Origin of the sequence: Micromonospora sp. NPDC005686 (assembly GCF_042871665.1) — a bacterium.
Classification (GTDB): domain Bacteria; phylum Actinomycetota; class Actinomycetes; order Mycobacteriales; family Micromonosporaceae; genus Micromonospora.
In genome coordinates this window covers 279067-299353 of sequence record NZ_JBIAIY010000004.1, presented here as the reverse complement: position 1 = coordinate 299353, position 20287 = coordinate 279067, and the positions used below count along the sequence as shown (strand labels likewise).

The following is a 20287-nucleotide window of genomic DNA, read 5'->3' as shown; positions in this document are numbered from 1 at the left end:
CACCCCCGGGCGTGTTGCTGGTCGCGCGCGGCCGAGAGGCCGCCGGGACGGAGGTGATCGTGGAGCTCCTGCTGCTCGTGACCGCGCGGGCCGGTGAGCCGTCGGCGGTGTTGCCGGCACTCGACCTGCTGCCGCATTCGGTTCGCACCGCACCCCGCGACGTCCGCACGCTGGTGTCCGGCCCGACACCGGACGCCGTCCTGGTGGACGCCCGCTCCGAACTGAGCGAGGCGCGGGCCACCTGCCGGATGCTGCACGCCACCGGGCTCGGCGTACCGCTGGTCGCGGTCGTCACCGAGGCCGGGCTGATCGCGCTGAACGCGGACTGGGGCGTCGACGACGTGATCCTGGCCGGTGCCGGGCCGGCCGAGGTGGAGGCCCGGCTGCGGCTGGCGGTCGGCCGCCTCAGCAACGCCACCGCCGGCGCCGGGGGCTCGATCCGGGCCGGCGAGCTCAACATCGACCCGGACACGTACGCCGCCAAGCTGAAGGGCCGGCCGCTCGACCTCACGTACAAGGAGTTCGAGCTGTTGAAGTTCCTGGCCCAGCACCCCGGGCGGGTGTTCACCCGGGACCAGTTGCTGCGCGAGGTCTGGGGCTACGACTACTTCGGCGGCACCCGGACGGTGGACGTCCACGTGCGGCGGCTGCGCGCCAAGCTCGGCTCGGAGTACGAGTCGATGATCGGCACCGTCCGCCAGGTGGGCTACAAGTTCGTCGTCCCGCCGTCGCGCTCACTGCCGGAGTCGGAGCCCGCCCCGCTGCCGGTCTGACCGCCCACGCCCCACCCCACTAGAGGGCACTTTTCTCATACGCCCTTTTTGCCCGACCAGTCAGCCATATCCTGGCTGCCGGAATTGTCGGGCTAAGGGGGGCGGTGCGTGCGGTGAACACGGGGGCGACGAACGGCCGGTGCCGCTGATGCGGGGCTCGACGCTGCGCGCCGCCGGGCTCGTGACCGTCGTACTGGCCGGCCTGCTCGGCTCGGCGTTCGCGCTGGGCCGCAGCCTGGTGCCGGAACCGCACCGTTCCGACACCGGAGTCGCCACCACGCTCAACGGCCCGAGCTACGGCGACCAACCCCCCAGCACCGGCCTCCCGGGCGGTACGGCCAGCGCCCGGCCGAGCCCCGACGCCGCGCCGGACGAGCCCGGCGGCGACGGCCCGTACGGCTCCCTGATCACTACCGGCTCGTCCCGCGTCGCGCTGACCTTCGACGACGGCCCCGACCCCCGCTGGACCCCGCAGGTGCTCGCGCTACTGGCCCGGTACGGCGCAAAGGCGACGTTCTGCGTCGTGGGCGAGAACGCCGAGGCCCACCCGGACCTGGTCCGGTCGATCGCGGCCGAGGGACACACGCTGTGCAACCACTCCTGGAGCCACGACGTCAACCTGGGCAGGCGATCCCCGGCGACGATCCGGGCCGACCTGCTGCGCACCAGGGACGCGATAGTGGCCGCCGCGCCGGACGCGCGGATCGCGTACTACCGCCAGCCCGGCGGGGCCTGGACGCCCTCCGTCATGTCGGCCTGCGCCGATCTGGGGCTCACCCCACTGCACTGGAGCGTGGACCCGTCGGACTGGAAGGCGCCGGGCGCCACCACCATCGAGGCGACGGTCCGCTCGCAGATGGGGCCCGGCGCGATAGTGCTCATGCACGACGCGGGCGGGGACCGGTCCGGCACCGTCAGCGCGCTGCAGGACCTCCTGCCCGAACTGCTGGCCCGGTTCGAGTTGGAGCCGCTGCCCGCCGGCCGGCCGTGACGAGCGCCACTGATCGCCGTCGTCGTGCGCCGCGAACCACGGCCCGCCGCCCGCTACCGTGACTCAGATGAGCAGCACCGACCCGACGAGTGGTCCGGCGGCCGATCGGATCGACCGGGCGGACCGGCTGACGCCGGACGAGGTCGCCGAGGTGCTGGCGCTGGCCCGCGCCGCCGGTGACGCCGACGGCGCCGACCCGCTCGACGAGCACGTGCTGCTGCGGATGCGCGACCCCGAGGCGCCCGCCGTGCACCTCACCGCCCGGACCGCCGACGGCACCCTCACCGGGTACGCGCACCTCGACACCACCGCACCGGCCGACGGAGTCGGCGTGGAGATGGTGGTGCATCCGGCGTACCGGCGGCGGGGCGCCGGGCGGGCGCTGGCCCGTGGCGTGGTGGCCGCCGCGTCCCGACCGCTGCGCGCCTGGGCGCACGGCGACCACCCGTCGGCCGCCGCGCTGGCGGTCGACCTGGGCTTCTCCCGGGCGCGGGTGCTCTGGCAGATGCGCCGCCCGCTCACCGCCGAGTTGCCGGCGCCGGTCGTGCCGGACGGCGTGACGCTGCGCGCGTTCCGTCCCGGCGCGGACGACGAGGCCTGGCTGGCGGTGAACAACGCCGCCTTCGCCCAGCACCCCGAGCAGGGCAAGTGGACGCTCGACGACCTGCGCGTACGCATCGCCGAGCCGTGGTTCGATCCGGCCGGTTTCCTGCTCGCCGTCGACTCCGCCACCGGGCGGCTGCTCGGCTTCCACTGGACCAAGGTGCACGAGCGGCCGGGCTCGGCCCGCATCGGCGAGGTGTACGTGCTCGGCGTGGACCCGTCCGCGCACCGGGGCGGGCTCGGCCGGGTGCTCACCGCCGCCGGCCTGACGCATCTGCGCGACGAGCGCGGGCTGGACCGGGTGATGCTCTACGTGGACGAGAGCAACGCCGCGGCTGTCGCGCTCTACGAGCGGCTGGGCTTCGCCCGCTGGTCCGCGCACGTCAACTACCAGCTCGGCTGAGCGCTCGCCTGCCCCGGAAAATCGCCACAGGCGATGCCGGGCCGCTGGTTCACGACATGGACAACCCTCCCTCAGCGGACGGCCATCTCGTCGGCTGAACGTGTTCACCGTGCGTTCACTTGCGTCCGGCGAACCGTCCACCTGGCCCTCCTACCTTTCGTGTCAGCCGGTCAGCGCCGGCCCCCGGCACTCCGGGCGACCTGACCAAAGACGTGAAGGGACACCCTGAAGTGAAGCTCCAGCGGCACGGCGCCATCGCCTGTCTCGCTCTTACCGCGGTTCTCGGGCTCAGCGCCTGCGGCTCGGACAACAACGAGCCGGCCGGCGCCTCCGGTTCCACCGCCGCGGTGGACTGCGCCACGGGCACGCTGAACGCGCAGGGCTCCTCCGCCCAGAAGAACGCCATGGCCGAGTGGATCAAGGCCTACCAGCAGAAGTGCGCCGGCTCGACGATCAACTACGAGCCCAGCGGCTCGGGCGCCGGCATCCAGGCGTTCATCGCCGGCACCGCCGACTTCGCCGGCTCGGACTCCGCCCTCAAGCCGGAGGAGCAGCCGCAGGCCGACGCCAAGTGCACCGGCGGCCAGGCGCTCAACCTACCGATGGTGATCGGCCCGGTCGCCGTGGTCTACAACGTCAGCGGCGCGAACAACCTCCAGTTCAGCCCGGCCACCCTGGCGAAGATCTTCGCCGGCAAGGTGACCAGGTGGGACGACGCGGCCATCAAGGCCGACAACCCGGACGCCACGCTACCGTCGACAGCGATCCAGGCGGTGCATCGCTCCGACGAGTCGGGCACCACCGACAACTTCACCACGTACCTCTCGAAGACCGCCGAGGCGGACTGGACGCTCGGCAACTCCAAGGCGTGGAAGGCCCCGGGCGGCGTCGGCGCGGCCAAGTCCGACGGTGTGGCCAGCAAGGTCAAGAGCACCGACGGCACCATCAGCTACGTCGAGTGGTCGTACGCCGAGAACTCCGATCTGAAGATGGCGAAGATCAAGAACGGTAACGGCGAGTTCGTCGAGCTGACCGGTGACTCGGCCGGCAAGACCATCGCCGGCGCCAGGTTCGAGGGTCAGGGCAACGACCTGAAGATGTCGATCGACTACAACACCAAGGAGGCCGGGGCGTACCCGATCGTCCTGGCGACCTACGAGATCGTCTGCGGCAAGGGCCTCGCCGCCGACAAGCTGCCGCTGGTCAAGGGCCTGCTCGGCCACGCCGCCAGCGCCGAGGGGCAGAAGGAGCTCGTCGAGCTGGGCTACGCGCCGCTGCCCGAGACCGTCCGCACCAAGGTCGAGGCCGCGGTCGAGAGCCTCTCCTGACGCGCCGACCGACACCTCCTCAACGCGAAGCGAGCGAGCAGATGGGTGACACCCCTCAGCGCTCGGCCGGCGCCGGCACCGGCGGGAACCTCGTGGCCACGAGCCACGAGCGACCCACCGGTGCCTCGGCGCGTGTGGCCGAGCGCCCCGGCAACCCGGGCCGCCCCGACGGTGGCCTCGGCGGCGGCGGCGCCCTCCCCCGGGCCCGCGCCTTCGGCGCGGAACGGGCGTTCCGCGGCCTGACCCTGGCCGCCGGCACCACGGTCCTGGTGGTCATCGCGGCCATCGCGATCTTCCTGGTCGCCAGGGCCGTCCCGGCGCTGCGGGCGAACACCGAGTCGTTCTGGACGTTCGAGGGCTGGTTCCCGAACGACAACCCGCCGCAGTTCGGCATCGGCGCGCTCGCCTTCGGCACCGTCCTGAGCTCGCTGCTGGCGCTGCTCATGGCCGTTCCGGTCGCGCTGGGCATCGCCCTGTACCTGTCGCACTACGCGCCCCGGCGCCTCGGCAACGGCCTGGGCTTCCTGATCGACCTGCTGGCCGCCGTGCCGAGCGTCGTGTTCGGCCTGTGGGGCCGGGACTACCTCGCCCAGCCGGTCGCCGACCTGTCCGCCTGGCTGAACAGGTACTTCGGCTGGATCCCGATCTTCGGCGACGGCCCGTACGGCAACTCGATCCTGCTCGGCTCCGTGGTGCTCGCCATCATGGTGCTGCCGATCATCACCTCGCTGTCCCGCGAGGTGTTCCGGCAGACCCCGACCGCCAACGAGGAGGCAGCGCTCGCGCTCGGCGCCACCCGCTGGGAGATGATCCGCACCGCCGTCCTGCCGTACGGGCGGCCCGGCGTCATCGCCGCGGTGATGCTCGGCCTGGGCCGGGCGCTGGGCGAGACCATCGCGCTGGCGCTCACGCTCGGCTCCACGTACGCCATCTCGTTCAACATCCTGCAGAGCGGCGGCAACTCGATCGCCGCCAACATCGCCAACCGGTTCGCCGAGGCGAACGACACCGGCCGCGGCGCGCTGATCGCCTCCGGCCTGGTGCTGTTCGCGATCACGCTGATCGTCAACATCACCGCGCGGGCGATCATCTACCGGCGGCGCGAGTTCACGGAGTCGGCCGCATGACCACCACCCTCGCCCCCCGCCGCCCGCGCCCGCCGGCCCAGCCGGCCACGCTGCGGGCGAGGCGGCTTCCCGCGTACGCCGCTCCGGCCATCGCCGTCGCGGCGCTGCTGCTCGCGGCGGGCATCGTGTACGGCGCCGGCATCGGCGGCCCGGTCCTGGTCGTGGTGGTCGGCGCGCTGCTCTACCTGGCCGGTCTCTTCGTCGCGGCGAACGCGGTGGAGGGCCGCCGGTCGGCCCGCAACCGGACCTGGAGCACGCTGATCCACTCCGCGTTCGTGCTCGCGGTGCTGCCGCTGGCCTCGGTGGTCTGGACGCTGGTGAGCAAGGGCTCCGAACGGCTGGACGCCAACTTCTTCGGCACCTCGATGAACAACATCGGGTCGCGGGACGCCAACGGCGGCGCGTACCACGCGATCGTCGGCACGTTGCAGCAGGTCGGCATCGCCACAGTGATCACGGTGCCGCTCGGCGTGCTCTGCGCGATCTACATCGTCGAGTACGGCCGGGGCCGGTTCGCGTTCACCATCCGCTTCTTCGTGGACGTGATGACCGGCATCCCGTCGATCGTCACCGGCCTGTTCGTGCTGGCCTTCTGGGTGCTGATCGTCTCGCCGTGGTTCAACGACGGCCGGCCCGGCTTCTCCGGCTTCGCCGCCGCGCTGGCGCTGAGCGTGCTGATGCTGCCCACAGTGGTCCGCTCCACCGAGGAGATGCTCCGGCTGGTGCCGGCGCCGCTGCGCGAGGGCGCGTACGCGCTGGGTGTGCCGAAGTGGAAGACCATCCTGCGGGTCGTGCTGCCGACCGCGCTGCCCGGCATCGTCACCGGCATCATGCTCGCCATCGCGCGGGCCGCCGGCGAGACGGCGCCGGTGCTGCTCGTCGCCGGCGGCGGCGCGGCGATCAATTTCAACCCGTTCGAGAACAACCAGTCGTCGCTGGCCCTCTTCGTCTACCAGCAGGCCGGCGAGGCGTCGAGGTACTCGCCGGCACGGGCGTGGACGGCGGCGCTGACCCTGGTCGCCCTCGTCCTCGTCCTCACCGTGGCGGCGAAGCTGCTGTCCCGCCGCAACCGGCTCGGCCGATGAACCCCGGAGGTACCGCCACCATGGCCAAGCGCATCGAAGCCACGAACGTGACCGCCTACTACGGCGGGTTCAAGGCGATCGAGAACATCAACCTGACCGTCGAACCGAAGACCGTCACCGCCCTGATCGGGCCGTCCGGCTGCGGCAAGTCCACCTTCCTGCGGTCGATCAACCGGATGCACGAGGTGCTGCCCGGCGCCCGGGTCGAGGGCAACCTCACCATCGACGACCAGGACATCTACGACCGGGACGTGGACGTCACGGCGGTCCGCCGCATGATCGGCATGGTCTTCCAGCGGCCGAACCCGTTTCCCACCATGAGCATCTTCGAGAACGTGGTGGCGGGGCTGCGCCTGAACGGCGTACGGCGCAAGCCGATCCTGGAGGAGGCGGCCGAGAAGGCGCTGCGCTCGGCGAACCTGTGGGACGAGGTGAAGGACCGCCTCGCCAAGCCCGGCGCGGGACTGTCCGGCGGTCAGCAGCAGCGGCTCTGCATCGCCCGCACCATCGCCGTCGAACCACAGGTGGTGCTGATGGACGAGCCCTGCTCGGCGCTGGACCCGATCTCGACGCTGGCCATCGAGGACCTGATGTTCCAGCTCAAGGACAAGTTCACCATCATCATCGTCACGCACAACATGCAGCAGGCCGCCCGGGTGTCGGACCGGACCGCCTTCTTCTCCATCGAGAAGACCGGCGATCCGGGCCGCCTGATCGAGTACGACAACACCCAGAAGATCTTCAGCAACCCGGCCCGGAAGAAGACCGAGGACTACATCACCGGCCGCTTCGGCTGAGCGGTGCGGCGAAGAACTGCCGCAGGTCGGCCACGAGCAGGTCGGGCACCTGGTGGGCCGCGAAGTGCCCGCCCCGGTCGTACGTGCGCCAGGAGACGATGTTCTTGTGGTCGCGCTCGGCGAGCGTGCGGATCGACTGGAAGTCCCAGGCGAAGTTGGCGAGACCGAGCGGCACCGTGGTCGGCTCCGGCATGTCCGTTCCCCGTCCGTTCACCTTCTGCGTCGGGTGCACCACCTCTGCGTCCTCGTAGTAGTAGCGGGCCGCCGAGGCGGCCGTGTTCGTCAGCCAGTACACGGTCGTGTGGGTGAGCACGTGGTCGACGTCGATCTGATCCCCCATCAGCTGGCCCAGCCAGCCGAGCAGGCCCACCGGCGAGTCCGCCAGCGCGTGCGCCACGTTCTGCGGCGCGGTCGAGTGCAGCTTGTCGTAGCCACCCTGCCGCTGCACGAAGAACTCGGCGAACGCCACCTTGCCGCGCTCCTCCTCGGTGAGCGCGGCCAGCTCGGCCGGATCGCCGGACGGCAGGGAGAAGATCTGCGTGACGTGCACACCGAGCACGTGCTCCGGGTCGGCCCGGCCCACCTCGGGCGACACGAAAGCGCCGAGGTCGTTGCCGGCCGCGCCGTACCGGTCGTAGCCGAGGCGGCGCATCAGCTCGGCCCAGGCCCGGGCGACCCGGTAGCGGTTCCAGCCGCGCTCCCGGGTCGGCCCGGAGAAGCCGAACCCCGGCACCGACGGGATGACCAGGTCGAAGGCGTCGGCCGGGTCGCCACCGTGCGCCCGCGGATCGGTCAGCGGACCGATCACGTCCAGCCACTCGGCGACGGTGCCCGGCCAGCCGTGGGTGAGGATCAGCGGGGTGGCGCCGGGCTCGGGCGAGCGGACGTGCAGGAAGTGGATCCGCTGCCCGTCGATCTCGGTGGTGAACTGTGGGTACGCGTTCAGCCGCGCCTCCCACTCCCGCCAGTCGTAGGTGGTGCGCCAGCGCTCGGCCAGGCGCCGTACCCAGCTCAGCGGAACGCCGTACTCCCAGCCGGGCGCGACCGGGCCGGCGGGGGCGGCCGGTTCGGGGTCGGGGGGTAGTTCCTCGGCCCAGCGGGTCCGTGCGAGCCGGTCGGCGAGGTCGTCCAGGTCGGCCTGCGGGACATCGATGCGGAACGGGACGATCGCTGTGTTGTCTGCCATGCCCAGGAACGTAGGAGCCAATTAGGAATATTCCGTTCCTAATGAACTGGCAGGATTCGAGAAATGTTGGAGACCTCCGCACGGCTGCTGCGCCTGCTGTCGCTGTTGCAGACCCCGCGTGACTGGACTGGCGCCGAACTGGCCGAGCGCCTCGCGGTGAGCACCCGGACCGTGCGCAACGACGTGGAGCGGCTACGCGAGCTGGGCTATCCCGTACACGGCACGCGGGGCGCGGTCGGCGGCTACCGGCTGGGCGCCGGTGCGGCCCTGCCCCCGCTGCTCCTCGACGACGAGGAGGCGGTGGCGGTGGCGGTCGGGCTGCGCACGGCCGCGGGCGGCAGCGTGGCCGGCATCGAGGAGACATCCCTGCGGGCGCTGGCCAAGCTGGAGCAGGTGCTACCCCACCGTCTGCGCCGGCGCGTCGCCGCCCTGCACACCCACACCATCCGGGTGCCGCACGACCAGCCCGGCCCGACCGTGGACGCCGGGACCCTCAGCCTGATCGGGGCCGCCTGCCGAGACCGGGAGCGGCTGCGGTTCGACTACGTCCGGCACGACGGGACCGCCGATCGGCGGGACGTCGAGCCGTACCGGCTGGTGAACTGGGGCCGGCGCTGGTACCTCGTGGCCTTCGACCCGGCGCGGGACGACTGGCGCACGTTCAGGGTGGACCGGCTCACCCCGCGTACCCCGACCGGCCCCCGGTTCGCGGCGCGCGAGTTGCCCGGGGACGTGGTGGACCGGGTCCGGATCAATCCGGCCGTCGGCACTGTCGAGCCGGCCGGCGACAGCGCCTGTCTCCTGCACACCGGCGCCGACCGGCTGGAGACCATCGCGGTCTGGCTCGGCCTGCTCGACCTCGACTTCACCGTCGAGGACCCGCCCGAACTGGCCGCTCTCCTACGTACCATCGCGGCCCGCTACCTCCGCGCCGCCGGCTGACCGTCAGGACAGACGGAAGCGGGGCGCCTCCACGTCGGAGAGGTCGAGGTGCGGCATGACGGGGACGCCGGGGTCACGCTTCGCCGCCGCGCCGGCCACACCGCCCAGGTCGCCGGCGGCGGCCACCTCGGCCAGCGTGACCATTGTGGGCGGCAGCATGGTCAGCTCGCCGGCCTCCGCCCGGGCCAGGGCGTCCGCCGGGCGCAGCCACAGTGTGTGGTCGGCCTCCCCGGAGACGTCCCGGGTCCGCTGCCCCTCGGGCAGCAGGGCGACGAAGAAGTACGTGTCGAAGCGGCGCGGCTCGAACTCCGGGGTGATCCACCGGCTCCACGGCAGCAGCAGGTCGGATCGGAGCGTGAGGCCCCGCCCGGCCAGCAGGTCCGCGAAGCCGACCCGCCGTCCCTCCAGATCCTGCCGGGCCGTCTCCCAGTCGTCGCCGCTCACGTCGCCGACCACAGTGTCCGGGTCGGGGCCGGCGAGCAGCACGCCCGCCTCCTCGAAGACCTCGCGGGCAGCGGCGCACACCACCGCCTGCGCCGCGGCCGGGTCGAGCCGGAGCCGCTCCCCCCACGCCGCCGGGTCCGGGCCGGCCCAGTCGAGGTGCGTCTCCGAGTCGGAGCGGTCCACCCCGCCGCCCGGGAAGGCGTACATGCCACCGAAGGTCATGGCCGCGACCCGGCGGATCATGTAGACCTCGAACCCGTCGCCGGCCGGGCGGAGCAGCAGCACTGTGGCGGCGACCCGGGGCACGGCCGGTACGGCGCCCTCGGCCCGGAACCGGCGGGCGTGCTCCACCAGGGCGGGGGGTGCGGCGAAGCCGTCGATCGTCATGCGCCGAGCCTAGTTCCCGCCCAGCAGTCCGGTCGGCGACGGTTCCCGTCGGCGCACGGGACACACGTGCTCCGAGCGCGGGCTGCCTGGTCACGATGCGTAGTTCTCTCCGTCCGCCCAGGGGCACCCTTCCGCGCCCTTTGCTCTGCAGCCGAATCCGCAATGGCAACCCTCCGTGTGCGGTGCGCATGAGGCTGCAGAGCAAAGGGGACGGAAGGGCATCGACCCAGCCGCGAGGGATCGTGGGTTTATGTCCGTTAGATTGCCTTTGGGTGCCCCGTCCTGGCGAACAGAGAAGCAATCGCCGTCACGCTGCGCCATCTTCACGTTCCGTGTTCGATCGACGTGACATGAGCCGTTCGGGAGCAGCGTCAGAAGCCGCAGGAAGCGCGGGGCAGCGGCCGCCGGTCGTGCCTGGCAGGGTGGTGACAGTGATCGACGACTTCGCGAAGGAATACCTGCACAACGGCCTGCGTCAGATCCGCGAGGCGGTGCTGTGGAAGGTCGACGGGCTGTCCGAGTACGACGTGCGCCGCCCTCTGACCGCGTCCGGCACCAACCTGCTCGGCCTCGTCAAGCACCTGTCGTTCGTCGAGGCCCGGTACTTCGGCGAGGTGTTCGGCAGGCCGTTCCCGGAGCCCCTGCCCCGGTGGGACGAACCGGATCCGGACGGTACCGACATGTGGGTGAGCGAGCGCGAGGCCCGCGAAGAGGTGATCGGCCGCTACCGGCGGGCATGGGAGCACGCGGACGCGACGATCGACGCCCTTGCCATCGACGCCCCCGGCCACGTGCCGTGGTGGCCCCGCCCCGACGTCAAGTTGTTGAACGTCATGGTCCACGTACTGGCCGAGACCGGCCGGCACGCGGGGCACGCCGACATCCTGCGCGAGCAGCTCGACGGCTCGACCGGGGCATGGGCGAAGTACGCGCATCTGGAACCCGACCAGCCGACCCTGACCGCGCGGCGGGCGATGATCGAACTGGCTGCCCGGGCCGCCGCCGACGCCCGCGGCTGAGCCGTCCCGACGGGTGGATCACCCTGCCGGCGGCGGAGCTGCAGGGGATAGCGTGCCGGGCATGACGCGTTGGGGAATCCTGGCCACCGGAAACATCGCCACCCGTTTCGCCGAGGATCTGCGGCTGGTGCCGGACGCCGACCTGGTGGCGGTCGGCTCGCGTACCCGGGAGAGCGCCGAGCTGTTCGCGCAGCGGTACGACGTGCCGCGGGCGTACGCCTCATGGGCGGAACTGGCCGCGGACCCGGACCTGGACGTGATCTACGTGGCCACCCCGCACGCCGCGCACCACGAGGCGGCGCTGGCGTGCCTGGCCGGCGGCAAGGCCGTGCTGGTGGAGAAGCCGTGCACGCTGGACCTGCCGACCACCACCGAGCTGGTGGAGACGGCCCGCGCCCGGGGTCTGTTCCTCATGGAGGCCATGTGGATGCGGACGAACCCGCTGATCCTGCGCGTGCTGGAGCTGATCCGGGACGGCGCGATCGGCGAGGTGACGCACGTACGGGCGGACTTCGGCGTGGCCGGCCCGTTCCCGCCGGAGCACCGGATGCGGGCCCGTACGCTCGGCGGCGGCGCGCTGCTCGACCTCGGCGTCTACCCGCTGAGCCTGGCCCACCTGGTGCTCGGCGTGCCGCAGCACGTGCAGGCGTGGGCCAAGCTGACCCCGGAGGCGGTGGACGAGAACACCGGCATGGTGCTCGGCTGGGACTCCGGCGCGGTGGCGACGCTCAGCTGCGGCATGGTCGGCGCGACAGCGATCACCGCGTCGATCACCGGTACGACCGGCCGGATCGACCTGCCCGAGCTGTTCTTCCGGCCCGCCCACGCGGTGCTGCACCGGGCCGGCGCCGACCCGGAGACCATCCCGGCGGACCTGACCGGCGGCGGCTACCAGTACGAGGCGATCGAGGTGCAGCGCTGCCTGGCGGCCGGGCTGACCGAGAGCCCGCTGGTGCCACACGCCGTCACCCTTGAGGTGATGGGCCTGATCGACGACATCAAGGCCCGGATCGGCGTCTCCTACGCGTGAGGGGTCCCCGCCACTGCGGGGAACCCCTCGGCGTCAGGTCGCTCAGAACAAGGGCCGGACCAGCAGGTACGTGAAACAGGCGATGGCGGCGGCGGCCGGGAACGTGATGATCCAGCCGATCACGATGTTGCCGGCCACGTTCCACCGCACCGCGGAGAGCCGTTTCGTCGAGCCCACACCCATGATCGCCGAGGTGATCGTGTGCGTGGTGGAGATCGGCGCCTTCAGCACCAGCGCGTTGAAGTAGAGCACCGCGCTGGCCACGGTCTCGGCCGCGAAGCCCTCCGCCGGGCCGAGGTCGATGATCTTCCGCCCGAGCGTCCGGATGATCCGCCAGCCGCCCGCGTACGTGCCGGCCGCCAGCATCGCGGCGGAGGTCCAGAAGACCCAGCCCGGGATGTGCGTCTTGCTCTCCTGGAAACCGCCGGTGTAGAGCGCGAGCACGATGATGCCCATGGTCTTCGCGGCGTCCTGCATGCCGTGACCGACCGACATGGCGGCGGCGGACGCGGTCTGCGCCCACCGGAAGCCACGGCTGAGCTTGCCCGGCTGGCCCTTCCGGAACAGCCACATGATCGCCAGCATCACCAGGAAGCCGAGGATCAGGCCGACCACCGGCGAGAGCACCATCGGGACGAGGACCTTCTCGATGATGGTGCCCCACTGGACGATGCCGTCGGCGGCGAACAGGGTCGCGCCGACCAGGCCGCCGAAGAGGGCGTGCGAGGACGAGGACGGCAGGCCGAAGTACCAGGTGATCAGGTTCCAGATGATCGCGCCGAGCACGCCGGCGAAGACCACGCCGAGGCTCTCCACCCCGGTCGGCAACGTCACCAGCCCGTCGCCGACCGTCTTGGCCACCCCGGCGCCGAAGTGCGCGCCGACGAAGTTGCCGACGGCGGCCAGCGCGAGCGCGATCCGGGGGGTCAGCGCCCGGGTCGAGATGCTGGTGGCGATCGCGTTGGCCGCGTCATGGAAGCCGTTCGTGTAGTCGAACGCCATGGCGACCGCGATCACCGCCAGCACGGCGATGAGTTCGGGTGTCACTGGATCAGGACTCCTTGACCGCGATGGTCTCGACGGTGTTGGCCACGTGCTCGAAGGCGTCGCAGGCGGCCTCCAGCTCGTCGGCCACCTCCTTCATCTTCAGCACCGTGAGCGCGTCGTACTCACCGGAGAAGAGGCGGACCAGCAGCATCCGGTACGCCTGGTCGCCGTCGTTCTCGAGCCGGTTGCACTCGATCCAGTAGTCCTCGAGATCCTTCATCGACTTCAGCCGGGGCATCGCCTCGGCGGTGAGCTTGGCCTGCAGGTCGAGCACGTTCACCAGCTCGTGCAGCTCGCGCGGAAGCGACGGGAGCTTGGTCAGGCCGTACAGGTAGAGCAGGTTGCCGACCGCCTCCAGGTGGTCCATCACGTCGTCGAGCAGCGAGCCGAGCCGGTAGATGTCCTCCCGGTCGAACGGCGTGATGAAGGTGGAGTTGATCTTCTTGTACAGCTCGTGGGTGATCTGGTCGCTGTCGTGCTCGATGTCGGTCAGCCGCTCGCTGATCGACTGCACGTCGGCGCCGGGCAGGCCCAGCTCGTTGAGCAGGTCGGTCCCCTTCACCAGGTTCTGTGCGGCCCTGGTGAAGAGCTCGTAGAAAGCGCCCTCGGTGGGACGGAAGGAAAACTTCACAGCACGGACCTCGTCGTGTCGGTGGAAGGGTGGCCGTCGCCCTCCGGGGCGTCTGCATTGCGCATGCTAGGGACCGCGTCGAACCGAGTCTCGATCGGCCCACCCCCGGTCAGACCCGATTCACCGGTCGTTCACCTTCCGTTCACCTGATCACCCGCCGAGCTGGTTCCGTAGCCGGTCACGCTCCCGTTCGACGTCGAAATCGGCAGGCGGATACCCCAGATCCAACCCTTCGAACGTCTCCCGCAACAGGTGGGCGACCGCCCAGTCGCGGTACCACTTGCGGTCCGCCGGCACCACGAACCACGGCGCGGCCTCCGTGCCGCAACGCTCCATGGCCTCGGCGTACGCGGCCTGGTATTCGCCCCAGAGGGCCCGGGTGTCCAGGTCGCTCGCGTTGTACTTCCAGAACTTCGTCGGGTCGGTCAGCCGCTCCATCAGCCGCTCGCCCTGCTCGGCGTACGAGATGTGCAGCATGACCTTCACCACTGTGACCGCCTGCTCGGTCAGTTCCCGCTCGAAATCGTTGATGATCTCGTACCGGGATCGCCAGGTCGCCTCGTCGACCAGACCCTCGACCCGCGCGATGAGCACGTCCTCGTAGTGCGAGCGGTTGAACACCCCCACGTATCCGGGCGGCGGCAGCGCCCGGCGGACCCGCCACAGGAAGTCGTGCCGCAACTCCTCCTCGGTCGGCGGCCCGAACGAGCGGATGTGCAGCCCCAGCGGGTTCATCGCGCCCGCCACCCGCTTGACGGTGCCGTCCTTGCCGCCGCAGTCCATGGCCTGGAGCACCAGCAGCACCCGGCGCGGCCGGTTCCCCTCCAGTCCCGCGTCCGCCTGAGCCGGCGCGCTGGTGGCGCTCCCCGGCCCGGCGGCGCCCTGCGCCGAGGCGTAGAGCATCTCCTGCTGCCGCCCCAGTTCCGCGCCGACCAGTTCGACCTGAGCCCTCGCCCACTCCTTGCGCGCGGCCCCGCGACCGGCCGCCGCCGGCAACCCCGGCGTCGACCGGGGGTCGATCGCCGCCAGGTTCACCGGCCCCGGTGCCACCCGCAGCAACTCCCGCATGCGCCCGCCCTCGGGCCCCACCACCTCACTCATCCCCCGATCCTCGCCCCCTCGGCCCGTTCCCGCCCGCCCGCGCCCGTCGATCTTGCGGTTGCGGACCCTGTCGCGCCCGGAAAGTAACTTTTGTCGGGGCAGCAAATGCAAGATCGACGAGCGTGGGCGGGGCACCGTCGCGGGCGGAAGGGCGGGAGAATGGGCGGGTGGACGCACGTACGGGGGAGTTCGAGGCGGAACGAGGGCGTCTCCTGGCAATCGCGCAGCGGATGCTCGGCAGCCGCAGCGAGGCCGAGGACGCGGTGCAGGAGACCTGGCTGCGCTTCTCCGGGGCGTTGAGCGACCCGGAGCAACGCGCCCGCGTACGCGATCTGCGGGGCTGGCTCGTCACCACCTGCTCCCGGATCTGCCTGGACGTGCTGCGCTCCGCCCGGGTGCGCCGGGAGGCGTACCCCGGTCAGTGGCTCCCCGAGCCGGTGGTGACCGCGGCCCCCGCGGCGGACGGGTTCGCGCCCGACCCCGCCGAGCGGGCGGTGCGGGCCGACCAGCTCGGCACCGCCCTGCTGGTGGTGCTGGAACGGCTGACGCCGGAGCAGCGGGTGGCGTTCGTGCTGCACGACGTGTTCACGGTGCCGTTCGCCGACGTGGCGGACGTGCTCGCGGTGACCCCGGAGGCGGCGCGCCAGCTCGCGTCCCGGGCCCGCCGGGCGGTGCAGGGGCCGGACGCGCCCCGGCACACCGCCGACCTGGCCGAACAGCGGCGGGTGCTCAACGCGTTCGTCGCGGCGGTGGAGTCGGGCGAGCTGGAGCAGTTGGTGCGGGTGCTCGCCCCGGACGCGGTGGCGATCGGCGACTCCGGCGGCCACTTCCCGGCGGCCCGCCGGCCGGTGGTCGGCGCGGAGGCGGCCGGACGCCTGATCCTCGGCCTGGTCACCCAGGCCCGAACGCGGGGCGCGTTGCGGATCCGGCCAGTGGTGGTCGACGGCACGCTGGGCTGGCAGTCGGAGGTCCCCTACCGGGACGGACGGACCATCCGGACGGTCACTTCGTTCGCCGTCCACGAGGGGCGGATCACCGGTGTTTTCAACCAGCTCAACCCGGACAAGGTCGGCGAGCTGCCGCCGCTGGGGCCGGACGCCGTCTGGCCGCCGCGCTGGTGAGCCGGCTCAGACCACCAGAGCCAGCCACTTCCGGTACGACGCGGCGAACGGCTCGGTCCCGTCGCCGAGCGCGCCGAGCAGCCAGCGGGCCGCGGCTTCGGCCTCGGTCACCACGTCGTCCGGGTAGCCCCAGCGGGCCCGGTGCTCGGCGAACTCGTCCTCGTCGCGCAACTCGACCCGGCCGGTCTCGCGGCGGCGCACGACGTCCAGGTCGAGGTCGATCAGGTGGACCGTGTCCTCGCCCTCCCAGCGGGCCGGGGTGGCGATGTCGCAGTAGACCTCGCTGGTGCGCGGCGGCGGGTTGAACATGCCCGTCCACCAGCCGTGATGTGGCACCAGCAGGACGAACGGGATCTGCTCGACCGAGGGGCGGCCGTGGTAGACGGACTCGGTGCCGGCGGGCACGCCGAGCCAGACGCCGAGGTCGTCCTCGGCGAGCCGGCGGGCCGGGTAGTCGCGGTGCGCGCTGCCGTCGTACTTGCGGTAGATCACGCGGACCACGTCGCTCGGCATGCCTGGCACCCTAACCGATTCCGGCCACGCCACGCGATCGGGAAGTAACCGGACGCCACCCACCGTCCCGCCACGCCGCCGGAGCGGCCGGACCCCGGTCGGTGCCGGCGGGTACGGTCGCACGGTGACCCCGTCCCGCACCGCCACCGGCCCGGCCGTCCCGAGGAAGCGCCGGAGCAACCGACCCGGTGCCGGGGAGCTGCTGACCGCCGCGGTGGGCGCGGTTCCGGGCGGCGCGGCCCGGCCGGGCCAGGAGCAGATGGCCGAGGCGATCGAGCGCAGCATCACCTCCGGTGAGCACCTGCTGGTGCAGGCCGGCACCGGCACCGGCAAGTCCCTGGCCTACCTCGCTCCGGCGCTGACCGTGGACGGGCCGGTGGTGGTCTCCACCGCCACGCTGGCGTTGCAGTCCCAGCTCGTCGAGCACGACCTCCCGAGGCTGGCCGACGCGGTCGAGCCGGTGCTGGGCCGCCGTCCCACCTTCGCCGTGCTGAAGGGCCGCCACCACTACCTGTGCCTGGCCCGGCTGGACAGCTCGGTCGAGGACGAGCCGGACGACGCGCTGTTCGACGCGCCACGTCCCGGCAACGGCGGCACCAAGTGGCTCGGCGAGGCGGGCCGGCTGGGCAAGCAGGTGCAGCGGCTGCGCGACTGGGCCGAGGAGACGGCCACCGGTGACCGGGACGAGCTGGACCCGGGCGTGGACGACCAGGTGTGGCGCAGCGTCTCCATGCCGGCCCGGGAGTGCGTCGGGGCGAGCCGCTGCCCGTTCGGGCAGGAGTGCTTCGCCGAGGCGTCCCGCGCCCGGGCCCGGGAGGCCGACATCGTGGTCACCAACCACAGCCTCCTCGCCGTCGACATGCTCGCCGGGCGGCACATCGTGCCGCCGCACAAGCTGCTGGTGGTGGACGAGGCGCACGAGCTGGCCGACCGGGTCTCGTCGGCCGCACAGGCCGAGCTGGTGCCGGAGCTGATCGACAGGTCCACCCGGCGGGCCCGGCCGCTGCTGCGCCCCGACGTGGCCGAGCGGCTCACCGAGGCCGGTGACGCGCTCGCCGTGGGGCTGGCCGAGGCGCCGGCCGGGCGCCTCACCGCCGGTCTGCCGCCCGCGCTGCGCGAGGCGTGCACGCTGCTTGACTCGGCGACCCGGGCCGCGCTGGAAGCGATCGGCGACGTGAAGGCCGACGACCCCGATCCGGTACGCAAGCAGCAGGCCAAAGCGGTGCTGGACGAGCTGTCCACCACCGCCCAGCGGCTGCTGGAGGAGGCCGACCACGACGTCGCCTGGGTCGAGAAGCCGGACAACGGCAGCCGCCGGGCGCTCGTGGTGGCGCCGCTGTCGGTGGCGGGCACGCTCGCCACCCACCTGTACGACGAGCGCACTGTGGTCGCCACCTCGGCGACGCTGGCGCTGGGCGGGCGCTTCGACACGGTGGCCCGGGCGCTGGGGCTGGACGCGCCACCGCCCGCACCGCCGTCCCCGGCCGCCGCCGCGATCGCCACCGCTGCCGCCGCCGGCCGCGCCTCAGGCACGCCGCCGGTGGCCGCCACCGAGGGCAGCCGGGCATCGATCGGCACCGTACCGGCGACCGAGGGGCCGGGCTGGAGCTCGCTGGACGTCGGCTCGCCGTTCGACTACGCCCGGCAGGGCATCCTGTACGTGGCAGCGCACCTGCCCCGGCCCAGCGTCTCCGGGCTGCCCGGACCGGCAGGTGAGGAGCTGCTGGCGCTGGTCGAGGCGCTCGGTGGTCGTACCCTCGGGCTCTTCTCGTCGCGACGGGCCGCGCAGCAGGCGGCGGAGCTGGTCCGCGCGCGGACCGACCTGCCGGTGCTGCTCCAGGGCGAGGAGGCACTGCCGCTGCTGGTGCGCCGGTTCCGCGAGGTGCGGGAGAGCTGCCTGTTCGGGGTGATGTCGCTCTGGCAGGGGGTGGACGTGCCGGGCGACGCGTGTCAGCTCGTGGTGATCGACAGGTTGCCGTTCCCCCGCCCGGACGAGCCGCTGGCGGCGGCGCGGGCGGCGGCGGTGGACGCCGGTGGCGGCTCCGGTTTCGCGGCGGTGAGCGTGCCGATCGCGGCGGTCCGGCTGGCCCAGGGTGTCGGCCGGCTGATCCGGGCCACCGGCGACCGGGGCGTGGTGGCGGTGCTCGACTCGCGGCTGGAGACGGCCCGCGGGTATGGCCCGTTCCTGCGCCGCTCCCTGCCGCCGTTCTGGTACACCACCCGGCCGGAGGTGGCCCGGGGCGCGCTGGAACGGCTCGCCAAGAGCTGACGCCCGCGCCTCCCCGGGCGGGGTGACGCGGGCGTCGGCGAGTAGTGCCTGGTCAGGGCGCCTGGGAGGCGACCACCACCGCGTCCGGCGGGGTGTCCGGCACGGTACGCGCGGCGAGCCGCCGCACCGCGGTGTTCATCACGGCGATCAGCGGCACCGCGACCAGCGCGCCGGCGATGCCGGCGAGCACCACGCCGGCGGCGATACCGATGATCACGGCGAGCGGGTGGATGGCCACCGCCCGGCCCATGATCAACGGCTGGAGCACGTGGCCCTCGACCTGCTGCACGCCGACCACCGCGCCGAGGATGATCAGCGCGGTCACCGGGCCGCTGTCGACGAGCGCCACCAGCACCGCCACCACGCCGGACAGGAACGCTCCGACGATCGGGATGAACGCGCCCAGGAAGACCAGCGCGGCCAGCGGGAACGCGAACGGGATGTCGAACAGCACCAGGAAGATGCCGATGCCGACGGCGTCGATGAAGGCGACGAGAACGGTGGCTCGCACGTACGCGCCGAGTGTCGCCCAGGACGCGCGACCGGCGTCGTCGACCTTCCAGCGGGCGGCCACCGGCAGCAGCCGGACCAGGAACCGCCAGATGTTGTTGCCGTCGCGCAGGAAGAAGAACGTGGCGAACAGGACCAGGACGGCGCCGGTGAGCACCTCGGCGAGCGTGGCGGCGGTGCTGAGCGCACCGCTGGTGAACCGCTCGGTGTTGCCGTTGATCCAGTTCTGCGCCTCGTTGATGTAGCGGTCGAGCTGGCTGTCGGACAGGTGCAGCGGCCCGGTCTTGAACCAGTCCTGGATCTGCCGGACGCCCTCGGAGGACTTCTGGCTCAGCTCCGGCACGCCCTTGATGAACTCGTTGACCACGAGCGTGAGCGTGCCGACCACCCCGGCCAGGCCGCCGACCAGCACCACGGCGGTCGCCAGCGAGCGGGGCAGCCGGGCCCTGAGCAGCCAGCCGACCGCCGGTGCGAGCAGGGCGGAGAGCAGCAGCGCGACGGTCAGCGGGATGATCACGATGCTGATCGTGCCGATTATCCTGATCAGGGCCCAGGTGACGATGCCGATCACGATCAGCCGCCAGCACCACGCGGCGGAGATGCGCAGCGCGTGCGGCACCTCGATGTCGTCCCGGCTGACCGTCGAGGAGTGCATCGCCGCCGGCGGCTCGACGCCCACCACGGTCGCCTCCGGCGAGGCGGCCGGCCCCGGCGAGGCGGGCGAGGCCACGCCCCCGTCCACCGGCTCCGCGGCGGCTGCTCGCCGGGTCCGGGCCGCCTCCCGGCCCGACTCGTACGCACGGCGGAGCCGTCCGCGCATCCGCTCCATGCGGCTCAAGCGCACCTCCGGCAAAATCAGGCCCACCGGGTCGCAGGGGGCACAGGACACGTCCGTACGCCCACCCTAGGGCGACTCGGCCACACATTGCCCGCCCGGCACTCTCACCAACCACGCCGGAATCGACGGACGGCCACGCGGT

The 20287-nt window shown here is 72.3% G+C and carries 19 protein-coding genes; 12 read left to right on the top strand and 7 right to left on the bottom strand.

What is annotated here, in order from left to right:
* The first annotated feature begins 53 nt into the window (after nucleotides 1-53).
* The 7 genes from ACFYON_RS11835 to pstB all read left to right on the top strand — a co-directional run bounded on the left by ACFYON_RS11835 (nucleotide 54) and on the right by pstB (nucleotide 7107).
* Nucleotides 54-773: a response regulator transcription factor gene (locus ACFYON_RS11835; protein WP_176722767.1), complete on the top strand. Its 720-nt coding sequence runs from the start codon at nucleotides 54-56 to the stop codon at nucleotides 771-773.
* 148 nt (nucleotides 774-921) lie between these two features.
* Nucleotides 922-1764, top strand: coding sequence for a polysaccharide deacetylase family protein (locus tag ACFYON_RS11830; protein ID WP_354869158.1), 843 nt, complete (start codon nucleotides 922-924; stop codon nucleotides 1762-1764).
* A gap of 67 nt (nucleotides 1765-1831) precedes the next feature.
* Nucleotides 1832-2770, top strand: coding sequence for a mycothiol synthase (mshD, locus tag ACFYON_RS11825; protein WP_357710642.1), 939 nt, complete (start codon nucleotides 1832-1834; stop codon nucleotides 2768-2770).
* Between the two features lie 230 nt (nucleotides 2771-3000).
* Nucleotides 3001-4098, top strand: a complete 1098-nt coding sequence (pstS, locus tag ACFYON_RS11820; RefSeq protein ID WP_354868574.1) for a phosphate ABC transporter substrate-binding protein PstS — start codon at nucleotides 3001-3003, stop codon at nucleotides 4096-4098.
* Between the two features lie 41 nt (nucleotides 4099-4139).
* Nucleotides 4140-5225, top strand: coding sequence for a phosphate ABC transporter permease subunit PstC (gene pstC, locus ACFYON_RS11815; RefSeq protein WP_354868577.1), 1086 nt, complete (start codon nucleotides 4140-4142; stop codon nucleotides 5223-5225).
* Complete coding sequence (pstA, locus tag ACFYON_RS11810; RefSeq protein WP_354868580.1) at nucleotides 5222-6310, top strand: phosphate ABC transporter permease PstA; 1089 nt, start codon at nucleotides 5222-5224, stop codon at nucleotides 6308-6310. Before pstC ends, pstA begins: the two co-directional genes overlap by 4 nt.
* Nucleotides 6311-6330: 20 nt before the next feature.
* Nucleotides 6331-7107, top strand: a complete 777-nt coding sequence (pstB, locus tag ACFYON_RS11805; RefSeq protein WP_354868583.1) for a phosphate ABC transporter ATP-binding protein PstB — start codon at nucleotides 6331-6333, stop codon at nucleotides 7105-7107.
* Here the strand turns inward: pstB and ACFYON_RS11800 are convergent.
* The gene (locus ACFYON_RS11800) at nucleotides 7088-8293 is read right to left on the bottom strand and encodes an epoxide hydrolase family protein (RefSeq protein WP_354868586.1); all 1206 of its coding nucleotides are present in this window, start codon (nucleotides 8291-8293) and stop codon (nucleotides 7088-7090) included. The genes pstB and ACFYON_RS11800 overlap by 20 nt on opposite strands.
* A 63-nt stretch (nucleotides 8294-8356) precedes the next feature.
* On the opposite strand from ACFYON_RS11800, the gene ACFYON_RS11795 reads away from it, so the two are divergent.
* On the top strand, nucleotides 8357-9235 hold the full coding sequence (locus ACFYON_RS11795) for a WYL domain-containing protein (RefSeq protein WP_354868589.1): 879 nt from the start codon (nucleotides 8357-8359) through the stop codon (nucleotides 9233-9235).
* Nucleotides 9236-9238: 3 nt separating this feature from the next.
* Here ACFYON_RS11795 and ACFYON_RS11790 read toward each other — a convergent pair whose 3' ends face one another.
* Nucleotides 9239-10066: an NUDIX hydrolase gene (locus ACFYON_RS11790; RefSeq protein ID WP_354868592.1), complete on the bottom strand. Its 828-nt coding sequence runs from the start codon at nucleotides 10064-10066 to the stop codon at nucleotides 9239-9241.
* A gap of 431 nt (nucleotides 10067-10497) precedes the next feature.
* Here ACFYON_RS11790 and ACFYON_RS11785 point away from each other — a divergent pair, with 431 nt between their 5' ends.
* Both ACFYON_RS11785 and ACFYON_RS11780 read left to right on the top strand, forming a co-directional pair.
* The gene (locus tag ACFYON_RS11785; RefSeq protein WP_354868594.1) at nucleotides 10498-11085 is read left to right on the top strand and encodes a DinB family protein; all 588 of its coding nucleotides are present in this window, start codon (nucleotides 10498-10500) and stop codon (nucleotides 11083-11085) included.
* A gap of 61 nt (nucleotides 11086-11146) precedes the next feature.
* Entirely contained in the window at nucleotides 11147-12115 is a 969-nt protein-coding gene (locus tag ACFYON_RS11780) for a Gfo/Idh/MocA family oxidoreductase (protein WP_354868597.1), read from the top strand.
* Nucleotides 12116-12157: 42 nt separating this feature from the next.
* On the opposite strand, the gene ACFYON_RS11775 is transcribed toward ACFYON_RS11780, so the two are convergent.
* The 3 genes from ACFYON_RS11775 to ACFYON_RS11765 form a co-directional block, all read right to left on the bottom strand.
* Nucleotides 12158-13162, bottom strand: coding sequence for an inorganic phosphate transporter (locus ACFYON_RS11775; RefSeq protein ID WP_354868600.1), 1005 nt, complete (start codon nucleotides 13160-13162; stop codon nucleotides 12158-12160).
* Between the two features lie 4 nt (nucleotides 13163-13166).
* Nucleotides 13167-13793, bottom strand: a complete 627-nt coding sequence (locus ACFYON_RS11770) for a DUF47 domain-containing protein (RefSeq protein WP_030504473.1) — start codon at nucleotides 13791-13793, stop codon at nucleotides 13167-13169.
* 150 nt (nucleotides 13794-13943) lie between these two features.
* Nucleotides 13944-14894 carry a PPK2 family polyphosphate kinase gene (locus tag ACFYON_RS11765; protein ID WP_354868603.1) on the bottom strand — a complete coding sequence of 317 codons (951 nt, stop codon included), beginning with the start codon at nucleotides 14892-14894 and terminating at the stop codon, nucleotides 13944-13946.
* Between the two features lie 167 nt (nucleotides 14895-15061).
* On the opposite strand from ACFYON_RS11765, the gene sigJ reads away from it, so the two are divergent.
* On the top strand, nucleotides 15062-16015 hold the full coding sequence (sigJ, locus tag ACFYON_RS11760) for an RNA polymerase sigma factor SigJ (protein WP_354868605.1): 954 nt from the start codon (nucleotides 15062-15064) through the stop codon (nucleotides 16013-16015).
* 6 nt (nucleotides 16016-16021) lie between these two features.
* Here sigJ and ACFYON_RS11755 read toward each other — a convergent pair whose 3' ends face one another.
* Nucleotides 16022-16528 carry a DUF402 domain-containing protein gene (locus tag ACFYON_RS11755; RefSeq protein ID WP_354868608.1) on the bottom strand — a complete coding sequence of 169 codons (507 nt, stop codon included), beginning with the start codon at nucleotides 16526-16528 and terminating at the stop codon, nucleotides 16022-16024.
* A 124-nt stretch (nucleotides 16529-16652) separates the two neighbouring features.
* Between ACFYON_RS11755 and ACFYON_RS11750 the strand changes: the two genes are divergently transcribed.
* Nucleotides 16653-18797 carry an ATP-dependent DNA helicase gene (locus tag ACFYON_RS11750; protein ID WP_354868610.1) on the top strand — a complete coding sequence of 715 codons (2145 nt, stop codon included), beginning with the start codon at nucleotides 16653-16655 and terminating at the stop codon, nucleotides 18795-18797.
* 52 nt (nucleotides 18798-18849) lie between these two features.
* Here the strand turns inward: ACFYON_RS11750 and ACFYON_RS11745 are convergent, their stop codons facing one another.
* Nucleotides 18850-20136, bottom strand: a complete 1287-nt coding sequence (locus ACFYON_RS11745) for an AI-2E family transporter (RefSeq protein WP_354869160.1) — start codon at nucleotides 20134-20136, stop codon at nucleotides 18850-18852.
* Nucleotides 20137-20287: the final 151 nt, after the last annotated feature.

What these genes read in the sequence shown, in the direction of transcription:
- ACFYON_RS11830 (WP_354869158.1), top strand. Translation starts at nt 922, where the DNA reads ATGCGGGGCTCGACGCTGCGCGCCGCCGGGCTCGTGACCGTCGTACTG.
- mshD (WP_357710642.1), top strand. Translation starts at nt 1,832, where the DNA reads ATGAGCAGCACCGACCCGACGAGTGGTCCGGCGGCCGATCGGATCGAC.
- pstC (WP_354868577.1), top strand. Translation starts at nt 4,140, where the DNA reads ATGGGTGACACCCCTCAGCGCTCGGCCGGCGCCGGCACCGGCGGGAAC.
- pstA (WP_354868580.1), top strand. Translation starts at nt 5,222, where the DNA reads ATGACCACCACCCTCGCCCCCCGCCGCCCGCGCCCGCCGGCCCAGCCG.
- pstB (WP_354868583.1), top strand. Translation starts at nt 6,331, where the DNA reads ATGGCCAAGCGCATCGAAGCCACGAACGTGACCGCCTACTACGGCGGG.
- ACFYON_RS11800 (WP_354868586.1), bottom strand. Translation starts at nt 8,293, where the DNA reads ATGGCAGACAACACAGCGATCGTCCCGTTCCGCATCGATGTCCCGCAG.
- ACFYON_RS11795 (WP_354868589.1), top strand. Translation starts at nt 8,357, where the DNA reads ATGTTGGAGACCTCCGCACGGCTGCTGCGCCTGCTGTCGCTGTTGCAG.
- ACFYON_RS11790 (WP_354868592.1), bottom strand. Translation starts at nt 10,066, where the DNA reads ATGACGATCGACGGCTTCGCCGCACCCCCCGCCCTGGTGGAGCACGCC.
- ACFYON_RS11780 (WP_354868597.1), top strand. Translation starts at nt 11,147, where the DNA reads ATGACGCGTTGGGGAATCCTGGCCACCGGAAACATCGCCACCCGTTTC.
- ACFYON_RS11765 (WP_354868603.1), bottom strand. Translation starts at nt 14,894, where the DNA reads ATGAGTGAGGTGGTGGGGCCCGAGGGCGGGCGCATGCGGGAGTTGCTG.
- ACFYON_RS11755 (WP_354868608.1), bottom strand. Translation starts at nt 16,528, where the DNA reads ATGCCGAGCGACGTGGTCCGCGTGATCTACCGCAAGTACGACGGCAGC.
- ACFYON_RS11745 (WP_354869160.1), bottom strand. Translation starts at nt 20,136, where the DNA reads ATGGAGCGGATGCGCGGACGGCTCCGCCGTGCGTACGAGTCGGGCCGG.